General features: G+C 58.9%; 17 protein-coding genes. 8 read left to right on the top strand and 9 right to left on the bottom strand.

Features of this window, described 5'->3' with window-relative positions:
- Positions 1–42 precede the first annotated feature (42 nt).
- The 6 genes from HY298_09765 to ugpC all read left to right on the top strand — a co-directional run bounded on the left by HY298_09765 (position 43) and on the right by ugpC (position 6,616).
- Positions 43–366, top strand: coding sequence for an isoamylase early set domain-containing protein (locus HY298_09765; protein ID MBI3850539.1), 324 nt, complete (start codon positions 43–45; stop codon positions 364–366).
- A 79-nt stretch (positions 367–445) separates the two neighbouring features.
- On the top strand, positions 446–1,873 hold the full coding sequence (locus HY298_09760) for an HlyC/CorC family transporter (protein ID MBI3850538.1): 1,428 nt from the start codon (positions 446–448) through the stop codon (positions 1,871–1,873).
- Positions 1,874–2,268: 395 nt separating this feature from the next.
- Entirely contained in the window at positions 2,269–3,681 is a 1,413-nt protein-coding gene (locus HY298_09755; GenBank protein MBI3850537.1) for a sugar ABC transporter substrate-binding protein, read from the top strand.
- Positions 3,682–3,724: 43 nt separating this feature from the next.
- The gene (locus HY298_09750; GenBank protein MBI3850536.1) at positions 3,725–4,579 is read left to right on the top strand and encodes a sugar ABC transporter permease; all 855 of its coding nucleotides are present in this window, start codon (positions 3,725–3,727) and stop codon (positions 4,577–4,579) included.
- 93 nt (positions 4,580–4,672) lie between these two features.
- Positions 4,673–5,416: a carbohydrate ABC transporter permease gene (locus HY298_09745; GenBank protein MBI3850535.1), complete on the top strand. Its 744-nt coding sequence runs from the start codon at positions 4,673–4,675 to the stop codon at positions 5,414–5,416.
- 18 nt (positions 5,417–5,434) lie between these two features.
- A complete protein-coding gene (gene ugpC, locus HY298_09740) occupies positions 5,435–6,616 on the top strand; it encodes a sn-glycerol-3-phosphate ABC transporter ATP-binding protein UgpC (protein MBI3850534.1) in 1,182 nt (393 codons plus the stop codon).
- Positions 6,617–6,624: 8 nt separating this feature from the next.
- On the opposite strand, the gene HY298_09735 is transcribed toward ugpC, so the two are convergent.
- From HY298_09735 to HY298_09710, 6 genes are read right to left on the bottom strand one after another with little or no spacing between them, the layout of a single operon-like run.
- Positions 6,625–7,524 (bottom strand): carbohydrate kinase, encoded by a 900-nt coding sequence (locus HY298_09735; protein ID MBI3850533.1) that lies wholly within the window; start codon positions 7,522–7,524, stop codon positions 6,625–6,627.
- On the bottom strand, positions 7,517–9,601 hold the full coding sequence (locus HY298_09730) for an HAD-IIB family hydrolase (protein MBI3850532.1): 2,085 nt from the start codon (positions 9,599–9,601) through the stop codon (positions 7,517–7,519). Before HY298_09730 ends, HY298_09735 begins: the two co-directional genes overlap by 8 nt.
- Positions 9,588–10,934 carry a glycosyltransferase gene (locus HY298_09725; GenBank protein MBI3850531.1) on the bottom strand — a complete coding sequence of 449 codons (1,347 nt, stop codon included), beginning with the start codon at positions 10,932–10,934 and terminating at the stop codon, positions 9,588–9,590. Before HY298_09725 ends, HY298_09730 begins: the two co-directional genes overlap by 14 nt.
- A gap of 9 nt (positions 10,935–10,943) precedes the next feature.
- Positions 10,944–12,227 carry a mechanosensitive ion channel family protein gene (locus HY298_09720; protein MBI3850530.1) on the bottom strand — a complete coding sequence of 428 codons (1,284 nt, stop codon included), beginning with the start codon at positions 12,225–12,227 and terminating at the stop codon, positions 10,944–10,946.
- Between the two features lie 57 nt (positions 12,228–12,284).
- Positions 12,285–12,605 carry a hypothetical protein gene (locus tag HY298_09715; GenBank protein ID MBI3850529.1) on the bottom strand — a complete coding sequence of 107 codons (321 nt, stop codon included), beginning with the start codon at positions 12,603–12,605 and terminating at the stop codon, positions 12,285–12,287.
- 5 nt (positions 12,606–12,610) lie between these two features.
- Complete coding sequence (locus tag HY298_09710; protein MBI3850528.1) at positions 12,611–13,006, bottom strand: hypothetical protein; 396 nt, start codon at positions 13,004–13,006, stop codon at positions 12,611–12,613.
- A 451-nt stretch (positions 13,007–13,457) separates the two neighbouring features.
- Between HY298_09710 and HY298_09705 the strand changes: the two genes are divergently transcribed.
- Positions 13,458–13,634 (top strand): hypothetical protein, encoded by a 177-nt coding sequence (locus tag HY298_09705; GenBank protein MBI3850527.1) that lies wholly within the window; start codon positions 13,458–13,460, stop codon positions 13,632–13,634.
- Positions 13,635–13,767: 133 nt separating this feature from the next.
- Here HY298_09705 and HY298_09700 read toward each other — a convergent pair whose 3' ends face one another.
- Positions 13,768–14,283, bottom strand: a complete 516-nt coding sequence (locus HY298_09700; protein ID MBI3850526.1) for an NUDIX domain-containing protein — start codon at positions 14,281–14,283, stop codon at positions 13,768–13,770.
- A 106-nt stretch (positions 14,284–14,389) separates the two neighbouring features.
- Positions 14,390–15,715, bottom strand: a complete 1,326-nt coding sequence (locus tag HY298_09695; GenBank protein MBI3850525.1) for a PQQ-like beta-propeller repeat protein — start codon at positions 15,713–15,715, stop codon at positions 14,390–14,392.
- Between the two features lie 192 nt (positions 15,716–15,907).
- Here HY298_09695 and HY298_09690 point away from each other — a divergent pair, with 192 nt between their 5' ends.
- A complete protein-coding gene (locus tag HY298_09690; protein ID MBI3850524.1) occupies positions 15,908–16,735 on the top strand; it encodes a sugar phosphate isomerase/epimerase in 828 nt (275 codons plus the stop codon).
- Positions 16,736–16,999: 264 nt separating this feature from the next.
- Here HY298_09690 and HY298_09685 read toward each other — a convergent pair whose 3' ends face one another.
- The gene (locus HY298_09685) at positions 17,000–17,965 is read right to left on the bottom strand and encodes a ketose-bisphosphate aldolase (protein ID MBI3850523.1); all 966 of its coding nucleotides are present in this window, start codon (positions 17,963–17,965) and stop codon (positions 17,000–17,002) included.
- Positions 17,966–18,042: the final 77 nt, after the last annotated feature.

Here is an 18,042-nt window from a genome sequence, read left to right as displayed (position 1 = left end):
TTTCCGCGTCGCATAAACAAACAAATGAAGAAAGGTCGAAGCATGAAAAATGAAACGAACAAGAACAAGAGGAACAAAAACAATGGTGGCAAGCACGAATCGAAGCGGATTCATTTTGAATTCGCCTCTCCCACCGCCGAGTCGGTTGCCATCGCCGGCACTTTTAACGAGTGGCAGCCGAACGCGACACCCATGATCGCGTTGGGCCAGGGCCGATGGGCAAAGGACTTGGCCTTGCCGCCCGGCGACTACGAGTATTGTCTGGTGGTGGACGGCCAATGGACGCCCGATCCACAGGCTGCGGAGGCCGTGCCCAATCCATTCGGCGGCGTGAACCCGGTTCGCAAGGTGGGCAACGGCGGCTAAGTCTCGAAAACCGCGCCGACTGGCGTGGGAACGTCCGCGAAACTCCGCGTCGCCAGCGGCAGGAAGGCAACCAGCACACATGAACGCCAACGAAATTCCAATGACAATCCTGCAACTGGCGGCAGTGCCGTTGCTGGTTCTGCTCAATGGCTTTTTCGTCGCGGCGGAGTTCGCCCTGGTCAAAATCCGCGATACCCAGCTCGAAACCTTGGTGGCCAAAGGCCATCGTCGGGCGAAGGTCGCGCGGCGCATTGTGCGGAATCTCGACGCGGCCCTTAGCTCTACTCAACTCGGCATCACGCTGGCCAGCTTGGGTCTCGGCTGGGTGGGCAAGCCGGTGTTCGCGTCCCTGTTAGCGCCAGTGCTGAAATACTTCAGCGTTGACCCGGCGCAAGCGGACTGGCTCGCCTTCGCAGTCGGCTTCACGGTCATCACCTTCCTGCACATTGTCGTGGGCGAACTCGCGCCCAAATCGCTGGCTATTCAAAAGCCACTGGCGACCTCCCTGTGGGTCGCGACACCGCTGCAATGTTTTTACAAACTATTTTATCCCGTCATCTGGCTTCTCAACCACGCCGCCTTTTGGCTGTTACGGCGCTGTGGGCTTCAGCCGGTCAACGAGTCTGAGTTGATCCATTCCGAGGAGGAAATCCGCTTGATCCTCGGCGAATCGCGACGCCACGCCGACGGTCCAACGATGGGACAGGACATCGCACTGAATGCCTTCACCCTGCGACAACGTCGCGCGCGCGAAGTGATGCGACCACGGCACGAAATTGTCGGAATGGACACCGAGGCCAGCATCGGCGAGTGCCTGGCCCTGGCCCAGCGAACTCGTTATTCGCGTTTCCCGCTGTGCGAAGGAGGCGACTTGGACAAGACACTCGGCGTCGTCAACTCCAAGGACATTGTGGCCTTGCGGCACGAGGCAAAGTGCGGTCGTGACCTGGCAGTAGCAGCCCGTAAAATCATCTTCATCCCGGAAACCGCACGATTGGAAAAGCTCCTCACGCTTTTCCTCCAGCGCAAACTGCATTTCGCGCTGGTCGTGGACGAATACGGCGGCACGGTTGGATTGGTGACCTTGGAAAACGTGCTGGAGGAACTGGTTGGTCCGATTGAAGATGAATTCGATCAGGAAGAACCGCTCGTCCGACGAACGGGCGAAGATTCTTGGGAACTGAACGGTTCTTTGCCCGCGCACAAATTGGGCGAGTTGGTCGGCGAACGATTCGACGAGGAGGCGGAGGTTTGCACCGTGTCGGGTTTGATGACTCAGCGGCTGGGCCGATTTCCACGAGTCGGCGATGCCGTGACATTTGGCGAATGGGATTTGCGCGTCGAGAAAATGGCCGGAACGCGGGTGCTGCGAATGAAACTAATCCGGCGGGCCGAAAGCGGCGAACGAACGTTCACCGAAACCGACACGCTAATCGGCCCAGCCAGTCCGCGTCTGCCTAAGTCCGAAACCGTTGATCAAGACCGACTGCTTTCAGCCCCAAGATGAAGGCGTCCCGTGTCCGCCCACTCCGGTGACGATCCTTTTCTTCTGGCTGCTGCACTGAAGTTCCTTGCTGGAGGGCCGCCTGCCCGGGGAACAGCTTCGCCTGTCTCGCGCTGGATGGGCAGACTCCCTGGCGAATGTGCGACGAGGTGCGGTGTGGCGAACGCTGCGGATTCCGGTGGAGATTGTAATGGGTGTTTAGCGGTAGTGAGTGAAAACTGCGCAGAGTGCTGCTTGCGAATTGAAGGCATTGCGGGCTATGATTGCCTCTCGCAACAAAGGGTCCGGGAGAGCGCTCTCCCGGAGGCAAACAGGGTGGTCGGGCCGCCATCCAATGAACAGCATTATGCGGCGAACCGACTGCCGCATCGCTTCGACTCTCCGTCGCAAAGGCCCGAATGAAGTCAACGGCATCTTCGCATGATTCACAGGCTGAACGAGCAACCAACGAGATCCAAGATATCGAAACCAATCTCGGACACGTCCGGCCTCGTTATGGGTCCGGCCCGCGCAATGAAACTTGGGTCGCCATCGGACTGGCGTTTGCCCTGTGCCTGTCTGCGGGGTGCGGCCGGAAGCCAGATGCAGGCGGGAAAACCGCCGACGGACGCGCCCCGATCACGGTTTGGGCACACCACGGCAAGCCGGAGGAATGGAAGACCGTTCAGGATCAGGTGAAACGGTTCAACGAGAGTCAGACCAATGTTTCGGCGCGGCTGGTGGAAATCGCCGAGGCGAACTACGACACGCAGGTGCAATCCGCAGCCGCCAGCGGCCAGTTGCCGGACGTGCTGGAATTCGACGGGCCGCTGCTCGCCAACTACGTGTGGAAAGGTTACCTCAAGCCGCTGGAAGGTTTGTCCGCTGAAGTTCAATCGGACTTGCTGCCGTCCATTGTGCAGCAGGGCACGTATGGCGGGAAGTTCTACGCGGTGGGGACGTTTGATTCCGGGTTGGGCCTGTTTGCCAACCGCCGTTTGCTTGAACAGGTCAATGCGCGCGTCCCAACGAACGCGGCCAGCGCATGGACGACTGACGAATTCAACTCGTTGCTCGCGCGGTTGGCCGAACAGGAAAAGCGTTCCGGCGGCGACAGCCAGGTACTCGACTTGAAGCGCGATTATCGCGGTGAGTGGTGGACGTATGGATTTTACGCCAGCCTCGTGAGTGCGGGCGCGGACTTGATTGACCGCACGAAATACCAATCCGCCGATGGCGTGTTGAACTCGTCCAAAGCAGTCGAGGCGCTCGCCCATGTGCGGCAATGGTTCAAGGCTGGTTACGTTGACCCGAACACCGATGGGCGCGCATTTGTGGATGGCCGCGCCGCGATTTCGTGGGTTGGCCATTGGGAATATCCGCGCTACCGGCAGGCGTTCGGCGAACAACTGGTTTTGCTGCCACTTCCGAACTTCGGCCAAGGCTCACGCACGGGCATGGGTTCGTGGGCTTGGGGCGTGACGCGGGAATGCCGCAACCCGGAAGCCGCGTTGCGATTCATCGAGTTCCTCCTGCGACCGGAAGAAATCGAAGCCATCGTCGCCGCGAACGGCGCTGTTCCCGCCCGCCGTTCGGTGATCGAACGATCCGAACTCTATCGCGCCGGCGGCCCGCTGCACCTTTACGCCGAGCAACTCAATCAATCCGCTGTGGCCCGGCCCGTGACGCCTGCGTATCCGGTCATCACCTCCGCGTTTCAGGAAGTCATGGCGAAGGTGATCGAAGGCGGCGATGTGAAAAGCGCGCTAGACGGCGCGGTGAAAACGATTGACCAAGACATTCGCGACAATGACGGCTACGCGACCAAGTAAAGTCAGCGCGAGCCGTCACCGCGAAACGCTTGCCGCGTGGGGCATGGCGAGTCCGGCGCTCGCGGGGTTGTTGTTGTTTCTGCTGCTGCCGTTTGTTCTCGCCGTGGGGTTGAGCTTCACGAACTTTCGCTTCAACTCACCGCTGCCCACGCGCTGGATCGGATGGGAGAATTACGCGCGAATGTTCGCCGACTCCGGTTTTCAGCGGGCGTTGTTGAACAACCTCTGCTTCGCCGCCGTGGTCGTGCCGCTGCAAACGGCGCTCGCGTTGGGGTTGGCGCTGCTCGTAAATCGTCCGTTCAAACGAATGGTGTTTTTCCGCACCGTGTTTTTCATGCCGGTGATTTATCCGATGGCGTTGGTGTCCGTGGTGTGGGCGCTCCTCCTCGCACCCGGCTCGTCGGGAATGATGAACCAATTCCTTCACACGATCACATTCGGTGCGTGGCAACCGGCGGATTTCCTGCGGCATCCCGCGCTGGCGATGCCGGCGATCATGCTCATGTCCATCTGGCAGGGCGTGGGTTATCAAATGGTCATCCTGCTCGCGGGCTTGCAGGCGATTCCGCACGAGCTTTACGAGGCGGCGGCAATTGATCGTGCGGGCCGACGGCATCAGTTCTGGCATGTCACGCTGCCCCAACTGCGCAACACTCTGATCTTCGTCGTCATGGTCACGACCATTCTCTCATTTCGTTTGTTCGATCAAGTGTGGATTCTCACCCAGGGCGGCCCGCAGGACGCGACGACAACCGTGATGTTTGAATCGTTTGTGGCCGCGCGGGAACGCAACCAGGTTGGGTTGGGCGCGGCGATGTCGGTGGTGTTCTTCGCCCTCGTCTGCCTCGTGGCGTTGGCGCAGCACTTTCTGGTGCGGCAGGAAAGGCAGATGAGATGAAAGTAAAATCCGAAATCCGAACGCTTCGCATCGTGGACTTCGGGTGCGTTGCTCATCTTCGCGACGATCAGTTTTCTCGGACCTCTTTGGTTCATGCTCGCCGGCAGTCTCCGGCCAAATGAAAAAGTGCTGGCGCTCGGATGGCAGGCCATGCTGCCGATGGATGCGACCCTGGATAATTACCGCGCCGTCTTCCGCCAACTCGACTTCACCCACTTCTTCCTGAACTCGCTGCTCATCGTCGGTTCGGTCGTCTTGGCCGGGCTGCTCGTCAATTCGATGGCCGGCTATGCGCTCGCGCGTTTGCGCTGGCGCGGACGCGCGACCGTGCTCGCGGCGGTGATCGTGCTGCTGATCATTCCTTACGAGGCCATCGTCGTGCCGCTCTTTTTCGAGATGACCTTCGCCGGGTGGACGAATTCGTTTCGCGCGCAGATCGTGCCCTTCATCGCCAATCCGTTCGCGATCTATCTGTTCTACACATTCTTCAACGGCCTGCCGCGCGAACTGGAGGAAGCCGCGCGCGTGGACGGCGCAGGGCCGTGGCGGACGTTTTTCTTCATCATCGCGCCACTGGCCAAACCCGCCTACGCCGCCGTCGCCATCCTGACGTTCCTGCTGCACTGGGGATTCTTCCTCTGGCCGTTGATGGTGACGCGCGGCCCGGAATACCAACCGTTGCCCGTGGCGCTCGGCTACTTCTCGTCGAACAAGCCGGTGCAATGGGGCGACATCATGGCATTCGGCACGTTGATGGTCGTGCCCGTTCTGGCAGTGTTCCTCGTGTTCCAAAAATGGTTCGTGCGCGGCATCGCGATGACGGGAGTGAAAGGCTGAACCGAAGCGCAAGCAGACATGGCAACAATAGAATTTCATCAAGTGAACAAGAGCTTCGCCGACGGCACGCACGCCGTCCGCGATTTCAATCTCGCGATCAACGACGGCGAATTCATGGTGCTCGTCGGCCCAAGTGGTTGCGGCAAATCCACCATCCTGCGAATGCTGGCTGGCCTGGAAGAAACAACTTCGGGCGAAATCCGCATCGGCGACCGCATCGTCAACGATCTGCCGCCGCAACAGCGCGACATCGCGATGGTATTCCAGAATTACGCGCTCTACCCGCACAAGACCGTGCGCAAGAATCTGGAGTTTCCGTTGCAGATGGCAGGCTGGGCGAAGGACCGCATCAATGCGGGCGTCACGAAAGTCGCGCGGCTGCTCGAATTGGAGTCACTGCTCGAACGCAAGCCCGGCCAGCTTTCCGGCGGCCAGCGGCAGCGCGTGGCGATGGGGCGCGCGCTGGGGCGCGAGCCGGCAGTGTTCCTGATGGACGAGCCGCTCTCCAATCTTGACGCCCAGCTTCGCGTGCAAATGCGCCGCGAAATCACCGCGCTGCAAAAGCGGTTGCGCACCACGACGCTTTACGTCACCCACGATCAGGTCGAAGCGATGACGATGGGCGACCGGCTGGCAGTGCTCCATCACGGGCAGTTGCAACAAGCGGGAACGCCGAAGGAACTTTACGAATGTCCGGCGAACGTGTTCGTAGCGACATTTCTCGGCAGTCCGCGCATGAACTTGTTTGAAAACGCGAGCGCCACGACCGCGAACGGCGCGCCGGGCTTTCGTTTTGGCAATGAAGTGCTGCCGCTGCCCGAAGCAGTTACGAAACGGTTTTCGCCCAGCGGCCTGTCGCAGATTGGCAAACTCATCATCGGCTTGCGACCGGAAGCGTTCCGAGCGCCGGAACAAGATGCATCCGGCCAGCGCCTTCAGGTTCGCGTGGTCGCTGTCGAAGCGATGGGGCACGAGCAGATAGTTTATTTCGACGCGGGAGTAAAACCTCTCACCGCGACGGCGAAGGCAGCCGAGTCCGGCGAAGTTCCTTTGTCCAACGCCGCGTTTGCCGCGCGTCTGCCGTCACGTTGTCGCGCCGTCCCCGGCGCGGCGATGGAACTCGCGCTTGATGTCTCCCAGGCGCATGTCTTCAATGAGAAAGGAAACGCGCTGGGAGGAATATCGGGCTCACCTGATTGAGCCGCTGTTTATTGAACCCTCACATTGCCGAATTCATCCAAATGGTATGCCGGTGTCGCACCGTCCCGGGTCACGACGACCTCGGCCAGACGGCAGGCTCGGCGGAGGATTTCCGCCGGTGGATTGATCCCTTGTAGCAGACCAAACAAGAGTGCGGCCAGGAAAGAGTCGCCCGCTCCCACGGTGTCGCGAACCGACACGGGCTTGGCCGATTCCCAAAACCACTCGCCGTCGAGCAGCAATCCCGCCCCAGCCGCCCCGGCGGTGAGGCAGACCTTGCCCACCCCGGCCCGTTTGGAAAAACGCCGCACCGCTTCCGCCAGATCCGCGGGCGGGGCAGATTCGTTCAGCAGCGAAATGAGTTCGTGATCGTTCAGCTTGATGAGGTCGGCACGCTGCGCCAACGCCCAGACGCGTTCGGCGGAATGGTAAGGCGGGCGCAAATTGACATCGAAAACTTTGAGGGCGGTTGGGCAATGATCGAGCAAGTCAGCGAGGGACTGGCGGTTGTATTCGGAGCGTTGAGCCAGCGAACCGAAAACCACGGCGGCGCTTTGCGGCGCGTGTTCCATTACTTCCACCGACAATTCAATCCAGTCCCAAGCCACGTCTTCCACGATTTCAAATCGAGGGCCACCGTCAACGACGGTGACGCGGGCGAGGCCGGTGGGTTTGGTGGGATGCACGCTCACGCCGGAGGTGTCCACGCCCCACGTCTTCAGTCGTTGAAGCAATTCTTCGCCGAGTGAATCGCGCCCCACGGCGGTGACGGGGATTGGATGCGAGCCCAGTTGTTGCAGGTGATAGGCCACGTTCATCGGCGCGCCGCCGGGAAACAAGCCGCGTGGGAGTGAATCCCACAGAATTTCTCCGAAGCAGATGATTGGTTTGGCAGTGCCCTCACTCACGAGCAAGGCTTTCCGGGCTCATTTGTAACTCGTGGCAGGCGTGAATGAACGACGCGGCGGACCACGCTTGAAACGCTTTGCCCATCGGACGACCGGTGCGGCTGTGAATCCATTCGTTGAACTCCCAATCCTGGTTTTTGCCGAGGCGATTCACCTGCGCAAGCTTGAGCAATTCCCGGCAGGCCACGTCGCGCAAACCGAGCCGATGAATAAAGCGCACCCACATGCCGCCGATGAATGGCCAGATGCCGCCGTTGTGATAATGGCCCGGCAGGTTGAGCAGGTTCACGGTGTAGTAGGCGCGCCAATCGGGGTCGCCGGCTTGCACGGGCGGATACAGGTTCGCGACGGGATAGGGTTCGTTGACGCCGACGCCCCACATGAACTTGAAGGCCGTGCGCGCCCGATCCACGTCGAGCACATTTCCAATGAACGCCTGGATGTTGCCCAACACGTCGCAGCGCCAGTTGAAGGCAAAGGGCGTAATTTCGGCCAGCAGATAGCTCGCATCGCCGATGGCGAACTGTTGGTCCGCAAAGCTGGTGCGGGCGGTCGGGTCGCGCGGTTTCGTTGAGGGCCAGAAGGCCGCGAGGATCTTGCTGCGGATGGTCTGCGCGCGGCGCAACCACGCGGAGGCATCCTCGAACTTTTTCTGAAACTCCAGCAGCCGGCCATAAGCAACGGTGGCGCGATACCAGAGCACTTCGTCGTAGAGAATGTGGTAGCTGCGGCCGAACAAGTCTGTCCAATCGCCGGCTTCCGGGATTTCGAGCAGACCGTCGTTGTTGCTGTCCAGCCCAAGCAGCCAGTTCATCATGCGGTCCAAAGGAGCGGCGTATTCCGCCAGCAAATCCCAATCTTCATGCTTGCGCACGTAGAGATAAAACGCCAGCACCGCCCAGAAGCCGCCGTCAATAGCGCAGATGCCGCCCACACCGCTGTAGTCTGTCTCACCGGTGTCGAGGCTGACGTTGGCGGGAATCTGGCCGTTGGACGCGAGATGATCCAAGAGCGTGCGCAATGTGGCCAGTTGGGCCGCGTGGATGTCCGCATCCGGCAGGTCTATCGTGCCGACGATGGTGATCGCGCCATCGCGCGCCCATACCGCGCGGTAGTTGTTGTCCGTCCCGGTCACTTCGTTGTCGGCCAGCGAGCAGGCCGAAAAACCAATCGGAGTGATGTTCTTTCGCAAGGCGATCAATGCGCGCCGATAGCCTTCCGCAATCAATTCGCGCTCAGTCTGGGTGAGGGAACTGAGCGACTCATCGCTGAGCAGTCGGCGTAGCGTAGGATCAAGTTCCGTCGCGGGCACGATAGCGCGGTCGAGTGAAGGGGCTTCGGTGATGACTCCGAAATGCGCCAATCCCTGCAGCACGCCGTCGGCAAATGCGCGAGTCGCACTGTAGGTGGGAAGATGCACGACGGCCTCGTGGAGTTCCGGTTGCGCGTTTTCCACGACGATGCCTTTCACTTCCGGCAAAAGGAACATGCTGCTGTCATTGCCCGTATCGCCAGCCACGAGGACTTGTTTCAGCGGGAGGCCAATCCGTTCGCAGAGTCTCTGAAGCGAGTGGCCTTTGCTTGTGTTGGCGGGCAAAACGTCCAAGTCGCGAGCACCGGAGTAAATCACCGAGATGTTGAGGCCAGCCTCTGCCAGTTGTTTGCGGAGTGCGTTCAGAGTATCAGGTGCGGCATGGTGCAGATACCAGCTCGACTTGTAGGGGTGCAGAAACTCCGGCGGTTGCCGCGTGATGCCGGGAAAGGCAGCAAGGATTTGCTCCACCTTGACCAGATCCCAACCGTCACGGAACTGCTCGTCGAATTCCGCGACGTGTCGCTTGCGTTTGGCATCATAGAGTTGCGTGCCGACTCCGCCGAGAATGTAGTCGGGCCACGGTAATTCCTCGGTCTTCAGCAGATTGAGCACGTCGTCCACGAAGCGCCCGGAGTTGTAACACAAGAGCGGGCGCTGGCGGCGGGAGAGCGATTCCCAGGTATGCTTGAAGCGACGAGCGGATTCTGGATTGCCCAGCAAAGTGCCATCCAGGTCGGAGGAAAAAAGTTTAATCGGCATCATTCCACGGTTCGTCCCATTCGGTGTCGCTTAACGCGAAACTTTCCGTGGCCCGATGTTCGACCAACGCGACCAATTGCTGGGCGACACCCGTCCACGTGAACAAGCTCCGCGCCTTGTGCGCTCCCATGCGCGCCAAGCGCAAGCGCAGACGCGGATGCTTGAGCACCTTGAGTATCATAATGCCCAGGTCCTCGCGGTCAAATGGATCAGCATAGAGCGCGTGCCGCCCAAAGGTGACCGCGCGATAAAGCCCGCCGTGAACCGTCACGACCGTCGGCGTTCCGCACGCCATCGCTTCAATCGCGGTCATGCCGAACGGCTCGTAACGGCTGGACAGCACAAACACATCTGCGGCGCGGTAATAATCGGCGAGTTGATCGTCGGGGATGAAGCTGCCGAAGCGGACGCGGTCGTTCAGGCCCAGTTCAGCGACCAGTTCCTTGAGTCCTCCAAGAATCTTCTCCTCCAACGGTGTCAGACTTGTGCCTCCCACAGCCAGATAAAGGGTCGCTTGCGGATTGCGCTGCGCCACCAGTTGGAACCCCTGAATGAGCAGGTCGTATCCCTTGTTGCGCGCCAGCCGTCCGATCGCCATCACGACCGGTCCGATGAAGTCGAGCTTCTGGCGCAACGCGCGCTCGGTGGACTCGCTCACGGGGAAGAACCGGTTGTCGTCGTAGCCGGGCGGAATCATCCGGCACTTCTCCGGCGGCACTTCGTAATCGCTCAGGAGCAATTCCAGTTGGGGCGGAGTCGTGGCCAGCACCATGTGCGCTGATTCGTAAAGCAACCGTTCGTGATGAATGCGTTTGCTGAAGTTGTATTGCTGCTCGAACTTGGCCGCGTCACCTGGATAATCGTTCTCCATCTGACGCTTTTTCCAGACGCCCAGCGAATGCGGCGTGTGAACGTGCGGCACGCCCAGCACTTCGCCCAAGTGCTGGCCCGCCACACCGGCGTCCCAGTAATGGCTGTTGACGAACTCGTATTTCAATTCGCGCTTCTTGATGAAGCGCAGCGCGTTTTCGCCCCATTCGGGCAGCTTCTCGTAGAGATACTCCTTGGGGATGAAGTTTTGCCCGCCGCAACGCGCGCGAATGATGCGCACCTGTTCGGCCACGGGTTCGATTTCCGGCTGGTCCTCGAAACGTCTCGTCCAGATGTCCACCTCGTAGCCGAGTTGCGCCAGCTTCTTGGAAAGCTCCAGCACATACACGACCTGCGCGCCCGTGTCCGCCGCGCCCAACGGTGGTTGCGCCGCCACGTAGCCGTGGGTGGAAACCATCGCGATACGCGGCAGCGCCGACTTTGCGTTAATCATGTCTTCGCGCATGGGACGAGGTCAGTTTCGGGCCGCTGAGTTGTCAGGACCGGCCACGCTCCATTCGGAGTCCTGTTTGAGATAGAGCGTCTGCGTCGGGAACGCAAAGCTGATGCCCTCGGCATCGAAGCGGCGCTTCAGTTCGAGATTCAGCTTCTGAAATTGCAGCAGGTATTCCTTGAAGTCGGTCGAGTTCCACCAGTGCACCACGAGGATGTTCAGCGACGAACTCTCGAACTTGTTGAAGCTGATGATGAGGTCGGCGGTCTTCGGGTGCGGCCGATAAATGTCCTCGATGATTTGCATTGCGCGTTCGACCTTCTCCGCCGGCGTGTCATACGTCACGCCAATGTTCATCACGGTCTTGATGTTCGGCCGCGCGGAGACATTGGTGATGGTGGCGTTGCCCATTGTCTTGTTCGGAACGGTGACGAGATGGCCGTCGAGGTTGCGCACGCGGGTGCTGCGGAAACCGATGGTTTCCACCGTGCCATCCAGGGAGTCGAGCTGGATGCGGTCGCCGACTTTGAAGGGCTTGTCCATCAACACCGCTACAGCGCCGAAGATATTGCCCAGCGTGTCCTGGGCCGCCAGGCCGATGGCCAGACCGCCGATGGAGAGCGAGGCGATCAGGCCCGTGACGTTGAGGCCGAGATTTTGCGACGTGACCAAAGCCGCCACGATGACGACGAAGACTTTCAGGGTCTTGCTGATGAGAGGGAGGAGTTGGCGGCTGAACTGTTCGTTCTCCGGCGTCGTGGTGCGCTCCTTCCAGACACGCACCAGCGCGTCAACGGCTTTGAGCAGGACGTAGGTGATGGAAACCGCCACGATGATTTTCAGCGCGGCGGAAAAGAACGAGGCGAGCGTCTCCGGCCAGGAATAGACCTTCATGCCGATGTGCAAGAGGATGACGAAGGAGACGATGCGCACCGGCCCGCGCAGCAAATCAACGAGCAGATCGTCAAGCTTCGTCGCGGTCTTCTCCGCCCATTTCTTCACCCGGCCGGTGATGAGCGCGTCGAGCGCCTTGGACACGTAGAACGCGAGGAAGATGTAGATGAGCGAACTCAGATACTGCCAGAGCGGTATGTCGGCGAAGGGCGCGTATCGCAGTGGTGCGAGGCGGTCGAGGCCGAACGTGAGCCAGACCTTCGGCGGGGCTTGGACGGTGGACATATCTGAGACAAGCGCCGTGAGGGCATTGGTGGCGGGCTGAGCTTGCACGCAGGGCGACCAGCAAAGCAGCGCGACGAGGCCGAGGAACGTCAGTTTCAGAAACTTTTCCAAGGAGAATTTCATCATGGTGTTTCAAGTTTAAGGGATTGGGTTTTATCTAGCTATCATCTCGCGCCGCGTCACTTATGGGTCATCCGGCAACCTGCCGAGGCTGAGCGCCACCACGTATTGCAAGGAAAGGAATTGCGCCAACGGCCACCAGACGCGGGCTTGGTCGGACAACCAGGCGTGATAAGCGACTTGTTGGATGGCAAGCTGGAGCAGGGAACCAGTGATGATGGCGGCCCACTTCCTTCGTTTGCCGCACGAGAACACTGCCGACCAAACTATAACCGTGCTTAGGCAAGTCACCATGAAATAGTTCAAGGGCGGTTTGAAGAAGAAAAATCCCAGCACGATCAAATGCAGAGTTACAACCACCGATGCGATTTTTACGGGCCGCATTGCGCTCACTTGGACTTGGGTTGAGGCCCGGAGGTTTTCGCCCCATGCGTATCCGGCGAGTTCTCGCCGGCATGAAGCACGTAAGTCAGCACGCCCACGGAAGTCACCAGCATTACGGTCATCAGCGAGGGTGCGAACAGACTTTCAGATTTGCCTGCGCCTCGTTCCATCCAGCCGCTTACAGCTTGGGTGAGAAGCACGAGAGAGACTGGAATCAAGGTTAGCACCGCGCCAACGCGGCGGCGGTGTCCGAGCAAACCGAACACGCCCCAAAGCGCGCAGAACCCACCGCCCGCCAGACCGGTTATCAGTGTCACCCGCGCCATTTCTGGAGCGACGCGATGTGTGAGGAGAGCGAGAGCAATCAATCCGACGCCATGCGTCAGAACATAAAGAGCCATTTTCGAGTTCATTGTGTGAAGGAGGGGCTTTGCTTTGCCGAAGCAATTCTAGTCGCGCTCGCTGCGCGACGGCGGAAGCTTGCCGGACGTGAGGACGGAAGGAGACGCTGACCCACCGGGAGAGGGGCAAGCGTTTGACGACCGGGCGTTGTGTCCGATGCTTCATTGCCGACAATGCAATGCAGTTCATCGGATGGCGGCCCGACCATCCTCGTTGACCTCCGAGGCTACACAACCTCGAACCCTTTAAGAGCATTGAGACGCAAGCGCAGCAATGCTGAATCACATGATGCTGGCAAAATCATTCAGGTCAAGCCTTTATGCCGCCTATGGGGCATCGTCCATCACGACAGGCAGGTGTCAGAGCAGGAACACCGAGCGGAGCATCAGCTTGACGGCGTAATTGTTTTTGAGCAGCATGTATTAAAATTGTCAAAGGGGTCGATGGCCTGTGAGCAGTGTAAAAGAGTGCGCGGAGAATGACAACATCATGAAACATCACGGCGTGTCTCTGTCGCCGCCTCCTTCGTGGCCGGCGTGGGGAGATCACCACGGTTTGTTGCCGGGCATTGTGTTCGCGTCGTTGCGGCGCGCGGACAGCCTGGTCTGCAAATTCGCGAACGCGTGAACGAAGCGCGCGGACAAGGCTGTCCGCGCTCCGGCGACGTGGACCGGCGCACCCTGATTATTCGGAAAGTCACCGCCCTCCGTGAACCTCGTGGCCGTGGACGTCAGTCTGCGCAGTATGATGGGGTCTGATGTCATCGCCGACTGACATCGGCGGCCACGCTGGATTGTTCCAGCGTCCATTCATCGCGCCCGTCGGGATGGCAATGGGAATGCCCGGCAAAGAAACCGCCACGATGCCGCCAGAACAACGGCCAGATTTGTTCGCGATCCGTTTGCGGCAGATTCACGTTGCCCAGTTCACCGGCAGGAAAGAATTCAAATCTGCCTTCCCGAATTGGCGGCGGCAAAGTTGTCAGTCGTCGCTTGACCTCGAACAAAAACATCAGCCAGTGAGCCTGACCTTCGTAACCGTGCTCGCTTACAAGACCCGTGAGATGCAAATCTCGTGGCTGAATCATCAGACCCAGTTCTTCCTGCGCTTCGCGACAGGCGCAGGCGTAAGGCGATTCGCCGGTGTCGGTGTGAAGTTTTCCGCCACAAGGACTCCAAAAGCCGCGATTAGGTTCCTGTGCGCGCTCCAACAGCAACACTTCATCCCGCTCATTGAAACAATAAAGCAATGAGGCAATTTTGTACGGCAGCGCCATGAAGGGAGTGAAACAGGGAAGAGTTTCGAAGTCCAAACTTCATTCCCACCTGTGGAGCTCCGCCGAAACGTGGCAGGTGGGATTTCAAGTCAAGCTCACTCGTCCTTCATTTCTTCCCAAGGCAGTAAAGGTTTTCAGCAGTGCGGATGAACAGTTGTCCGCCTGCCGCGACAATGGACGACCGGCACGGTTCGCCACCCATCGGAATTGTAGCGAGGATTTTGAATTCGTTACCGGCGTCCAGTATCACCACGTTCCCCTTTTCACTGATGCAATAGATTTTGCCATCGGCGCCGGTGGGCGAAGCACGGATGATTTCCCGCAGCCCCAGGTTGCCTTGCCAGATTTTTTCGCCGGTTTTGGGGTTGAGACAGGTCATCATCTGCCGGTCGCCGTCCAGCACGAATAGTTTATTCTGATAGTAGAGCGGCGTGCAAACGTCGGTCGAATACTCCGTCAGTTTCCACGCGATGTGCGTGTCGGTCACGAGGCCGGCGCCGCCGTCCTTGACGGCCAGCAACGGTTCACGTTTGGGGGCGGAGACGTAAATGAATCCGTCAGCGGCCACCGGCGAGGGCACCGTCCGCCACCAGATATTCTTCTTGGAGTTCAACCCGCCACAACGCCAGAGTTCATCCCCGGTGGCAGCGTCGTGCGCGGTAACGTAATCGCCGCCCAGGATTATGATTTCAGAGCCGTGCTTTCCCTCGTAAGGAATTGGCGTTGTGTATGCCTCCTTTGACTCGCCGATTGCGTCGGTGGGGCGGACGTGCCGCCAAATATTTTTACCCGTCTTGGGATCAAGGCAGAGAATAAACGATTCGCGCTCCGGCTTGTCGTCGATGGCGTGGGTGTAATCCGGCGGCAGCGGGCTGCGTTGCAGGACCTGGATGTAGAGTCTGCCTTTGAACAGCAACGGGCTGGCGCCGTATTGCCACATGTTGGCGAAGCGGCCGTATTCCCTGGCGAGATTGCGTGTCCAAAGTTCGTTGCCTGAAAAATCGAAGGCGGTCAGGTCGCCAGTGCCGAAAATGACAAACACGCTCTGGCCGTCGGTGACGGGCGAGGGAGAAGCCATGTTGTTGTTACCCGCTTTGCGGTCGCCCGTGGCCACCTGCTTTTGCCAGCGCACTTTGCCCTCGCGGCGGTCGAAGCAAATCAAGAGTAGATTCTTTTGTGCATCCGGGCTGGAGACGAAAATTGAATCACCCCAGATGGCAGGCGTGGCGCCGCTTTGTCCGGGCAACGGTACTTTCCAGACGATGTTCTCGGTTTCGCTCCATCTGTCGGGCAAATTTGTTTCCGTGGAGGAGCCGTTGAAAAACGGCCCGCGCCATTGCGGCCAGTTTTCCGCCGAAGAAAAACCAGGCGCAAGAATGGCGACGCTGCCGACCATCAACAGGGCCATGATTTTTTGATTCAAGCAATTCATACATTTTTCTCGCGGACGCAGAAGCGTCCTGTTGTCGGTAGCAATTTCGATAACCTATAACAAGCAGACGCAGTCAAGACAAGTTGGATTCAGAATACTACGCCAATTGCTGTGTCCGCGAAGCCCGAAGATGGATTTGTGATTGACGGACTTTCTTTTCCCGGTTGAATGGTCGTCAAATCGCGAATCACTATGAAATCATCGAAGCTGTTTTTCTTTTCGCTGGCGTTTGTCACTTCGTCGTTGCTCCTCACTGGCACCACGTGCGGCGCGGATCACGCAATGCAGGTCGGCATTCAGACCTGGACGTTGCGCAACATGGATTTCGACCAGGTGGTGGATTTCTGCGTGAAGCACAAGATCAAATACGTGCAGATGATCGACAAACACATCAACCCCAAAGGTCCGCTTGAAGAAACCAAGCGCAAGAAAGCGATCCTCGATAAGAACGGCCTGGTCTGTTACACTTTTGGTGTGAACGGGACTTCCATGGACAAGGAGGACAACCGGAAGTTATTCGAGTTCGCCAGGGTCATGGGCATCAAAGTCATCGTGGTCGAACCCCGTCAAATGGCGCAGTGGGACAATCTGGAGGAGTTGGTCAAGGAGTACGATATCAAGCTGGCGATTCATAATCACGGCCTGACTAGCACTTACGGCAACCCGGAAACAGTGAAGAAAATTCTCAATGCGCGCGACAAACGCATCGGGGTCTGCCTCGACGCCGGACACGCCACCGGAGCGGGCTTTGACATCGCCAAGGTTTTCCGCGAATACGACGGTCGAGTTTTCGACATTCATCTGAAGGACAAGAAAGTTGAAAAGGTGGATGGGAAGGAAACGATTCACGATGTGGAGATCGGGACGGGCCAGGCCAACTACAAAGGTTTGTTTGCCGAATTAAAGCGCGCGAATTGGAACGGCGTGCTCGCCGTCGAAACCGACAACGACGCGTTCGCCAAAAGCCCCGACCACTACGTGGATAGCGCAATAGAATTCGTCAAGGCAAACGAACCTTGAAAGTTCGTCGAGAAAGTAGCCGCCGAGGTAGGGAGGCGGAGTCTCGATTCGGTTAGACTGCTTGCCAAAAGTAATTTCCGGCTGGCCCCTCACCCCGTCGCTCTCCCCATCGGATGGGGAGAGGGTGGCCGAAGGCCGGGTGAGGGGTTTGTGTAGTTTTAGCCGGAAATTTATTTTGGCAATTGGTCTATACCCCAGAAACCGCCTCGTTACCTCGGCGGCTACGAACGAACTCCGCTGAACTTTTCAACCGTGCTGGGTGCGTCAGTCAAACGCGTGACCGGCGCAGCAGAGGACGTTCTTGACCTTGTGCCGGACTAATTCCTTCACCTGCGCGCGCGCCGGGCCGAGATACTTGCGCGGATCAAACTCCTTGGGATTCTCTGCAAACACCTTGCGGATGGCGGCGGTCATGGCGAGGCGCAGGTCGGTGTCGATGTTCACTTTGGTGCAACCAACGCGGCGGGCGATCTCAATGTCCGCCTCCGGCACACCGGCGGTTTCGGTGCCCAGCTTGCCGCCGTACTTGTTGATCTCCTCGGTGAGTTCTTTCGGGACGCTTGACGCGCCGTGGAGCACCAGTGGATAATCGCCCAGACCCGCATCCATGAGCGCCTTCTTGATGGCTTTGAGGCGTTCCAAGTCGAGGTGCTGTTCGCCCTTGAACTTGTAAGCGCCGTGCGAATTGCCAATGGCGACCGCGAGCGAATCGACCCCGGAACGTTTCACAAAATCCACCGCCTCGTCGGGATGCGTGTAGCAGCCGCCCTTGGAATAGCCGCCGCCTTCCTCGCCGTCGTCGTGCTGCGCGCCGACCAACATGCCGAGTTCGCCCTCGACAACACAGTCGTGCTTGTGGGCGTAGTCCACGACCTTCTTGCAAATCTCAACGTTCTTTTCGAACGGCTCGTGGCTGGCATCGATCATCACGCTGGTAAAGCCCTCGTCGATGCACTCCTTGCATAGTTCGAACGAATCGCCGTGATCGAGATGGACGGCGATGGGGATGTTGGTCACGCTGATGGCAGCTTCAATCAATTTCTTGAGATAGACCGGGTTGGCGTACTGGCGCGCGCCCTTGGAAATCTGGAGCATGACCGGGGCCTTTTCCTCCTCACACGCCTCGACGATGGCCTGGAGCAATTCCATGTTGTTGACGTTGAAAGCGCCGAGCGCGTATTTCCCCTTGAGGGCCTTGGCGAACAATTCTTTGGTATGTGTCAGTGGCATAATATTTGGGTGCGATTCATTCCAAAAATCGCAGATTGGTGCGACCGTGGCCCATAATAGAAACGGTCGCGCAAAAG

Source organism: Verrucomicrobiota bacterium (assembly GCA_016200005.1).
Lineage (GTDB): Bacteria > Verrucomicrobiota > Verrucomicrobiia > Limisphaerales > PALSA-1396 > PALSA-1396.
This window is presented reverse-complemented; position numbering and strand designations above follow the sequence as displayed.

What these genes read in the sequence shown, in the direction of transcription:
- HY298_09765 (MBI3850539.1), top strand. Translation starts at nt 43, where the DNA reads ATGAAAAATGAAACGAACAAGAACAAGAGGAACAAAAACAATGGTGGC.
- HY298_09760 (MBI3850538.1), top strand. Translation starts at nt 446, where the DNA reads ATGAACGCCAACGAAATTCCAATGACAATCCTGCAACTGGCGGCAGTG.
- HY298_09755 (MBI3850537.1), top strand. Translation starts at nt 2,269, where the DNA reads ATGAAGTCAACGGCATCTTCGCATGATTCACAGGCTGAACGAGCAACC.
- HY298_09750 (MBI3850536.1), top strand. Translation starts at nt 3,725, where the DNA reads ATGGCGAGTCCGGCGCTCGCGGGGTTGTTGTTGTTTCTGCTGCTGCCG.
- HY298_09745 (MBI3850535.1), top strand. Translation starts at nt 4,673, where the DNA reads ATGCTCGCCGGCAGTCTCCGGCCAAATGAAAAAGTGCTGGCGCTCGGA.
- ugpC (MBI3850534.1), top strand. Translation starts at nt 5,435, where the DNA reads ATGGCAACAATAGAATTTCATCAAGTGAACAAGAGCTTCGCCGACGGC.
- HY298_09730 (MBI3850532.1), bottom strand. Translation starts at nt 9,601, where the DNA reads ATGATGCCGATTAAACTTTTTTCCTCCGACCTGGATGGCACTTTGCTG.
- HY298_09725 (MBI3850531.1), bottom strand. Translation starts at nt 10,934, where the DNA reads ATGCGCGAAGACATGATTAACGCAAAGTCGGCGCTGCCGCGTATCGCG.
- HY298_09720 (MBI3850530.1), bottom strand. Translation starts at nt 12,227, where the DNA reads ATGATGAAATTCTCCTTGGAAAAGTTTCTGAAACTGACGTTCCTCGGC.
- HY298_09715 (MBI3850529.1), bottom strand. Translation starts at nt 12,605, where the DNA reads ATGCGGCCCGTAAAAATCGCATCGGTGGTTGTAACTCTGCATTTGATC.
- HY298_09710 (MBI3850528.1), bottom strand. Translation starts at nt 13,006, where the DNA reads ATGGCTCTTTATGTTCTGACGCATGGCGTCGGATTGATTGCTCTCGCT.
- HY298_09700 (MBI3850526.1), bottom strand. Translation starts at nt 14,283, where the DNA reads ATGGCGCTGCCGTACAAAATTGCCTCATTGCTTTATTGTTTCAATGAG.
- HY298_09695 (MBI3850525.1), bottom strand. Translation starts at nt 15,715, where the DNA reads ATGAATTGCTTGAATCAAAAAATCATGGCCCTGTTGATGGTCGGCAGC.
- HY298_09690 (MBI3850524.1), top strand. Translation starts at nt 15,908, where the DNA reads ATGAAATCATCGAAGCTGTTTTTCTTTTCGCTGGCGTTTGTCACTTCG.
- HY298_09685 (MBI3850523.1), bottom strand. Translation starts at nt 17,965, where the DNA reads ATGCCACTGACACATACCAAAGAATTGTTCGCCAAGGCCCTCAAGGGG.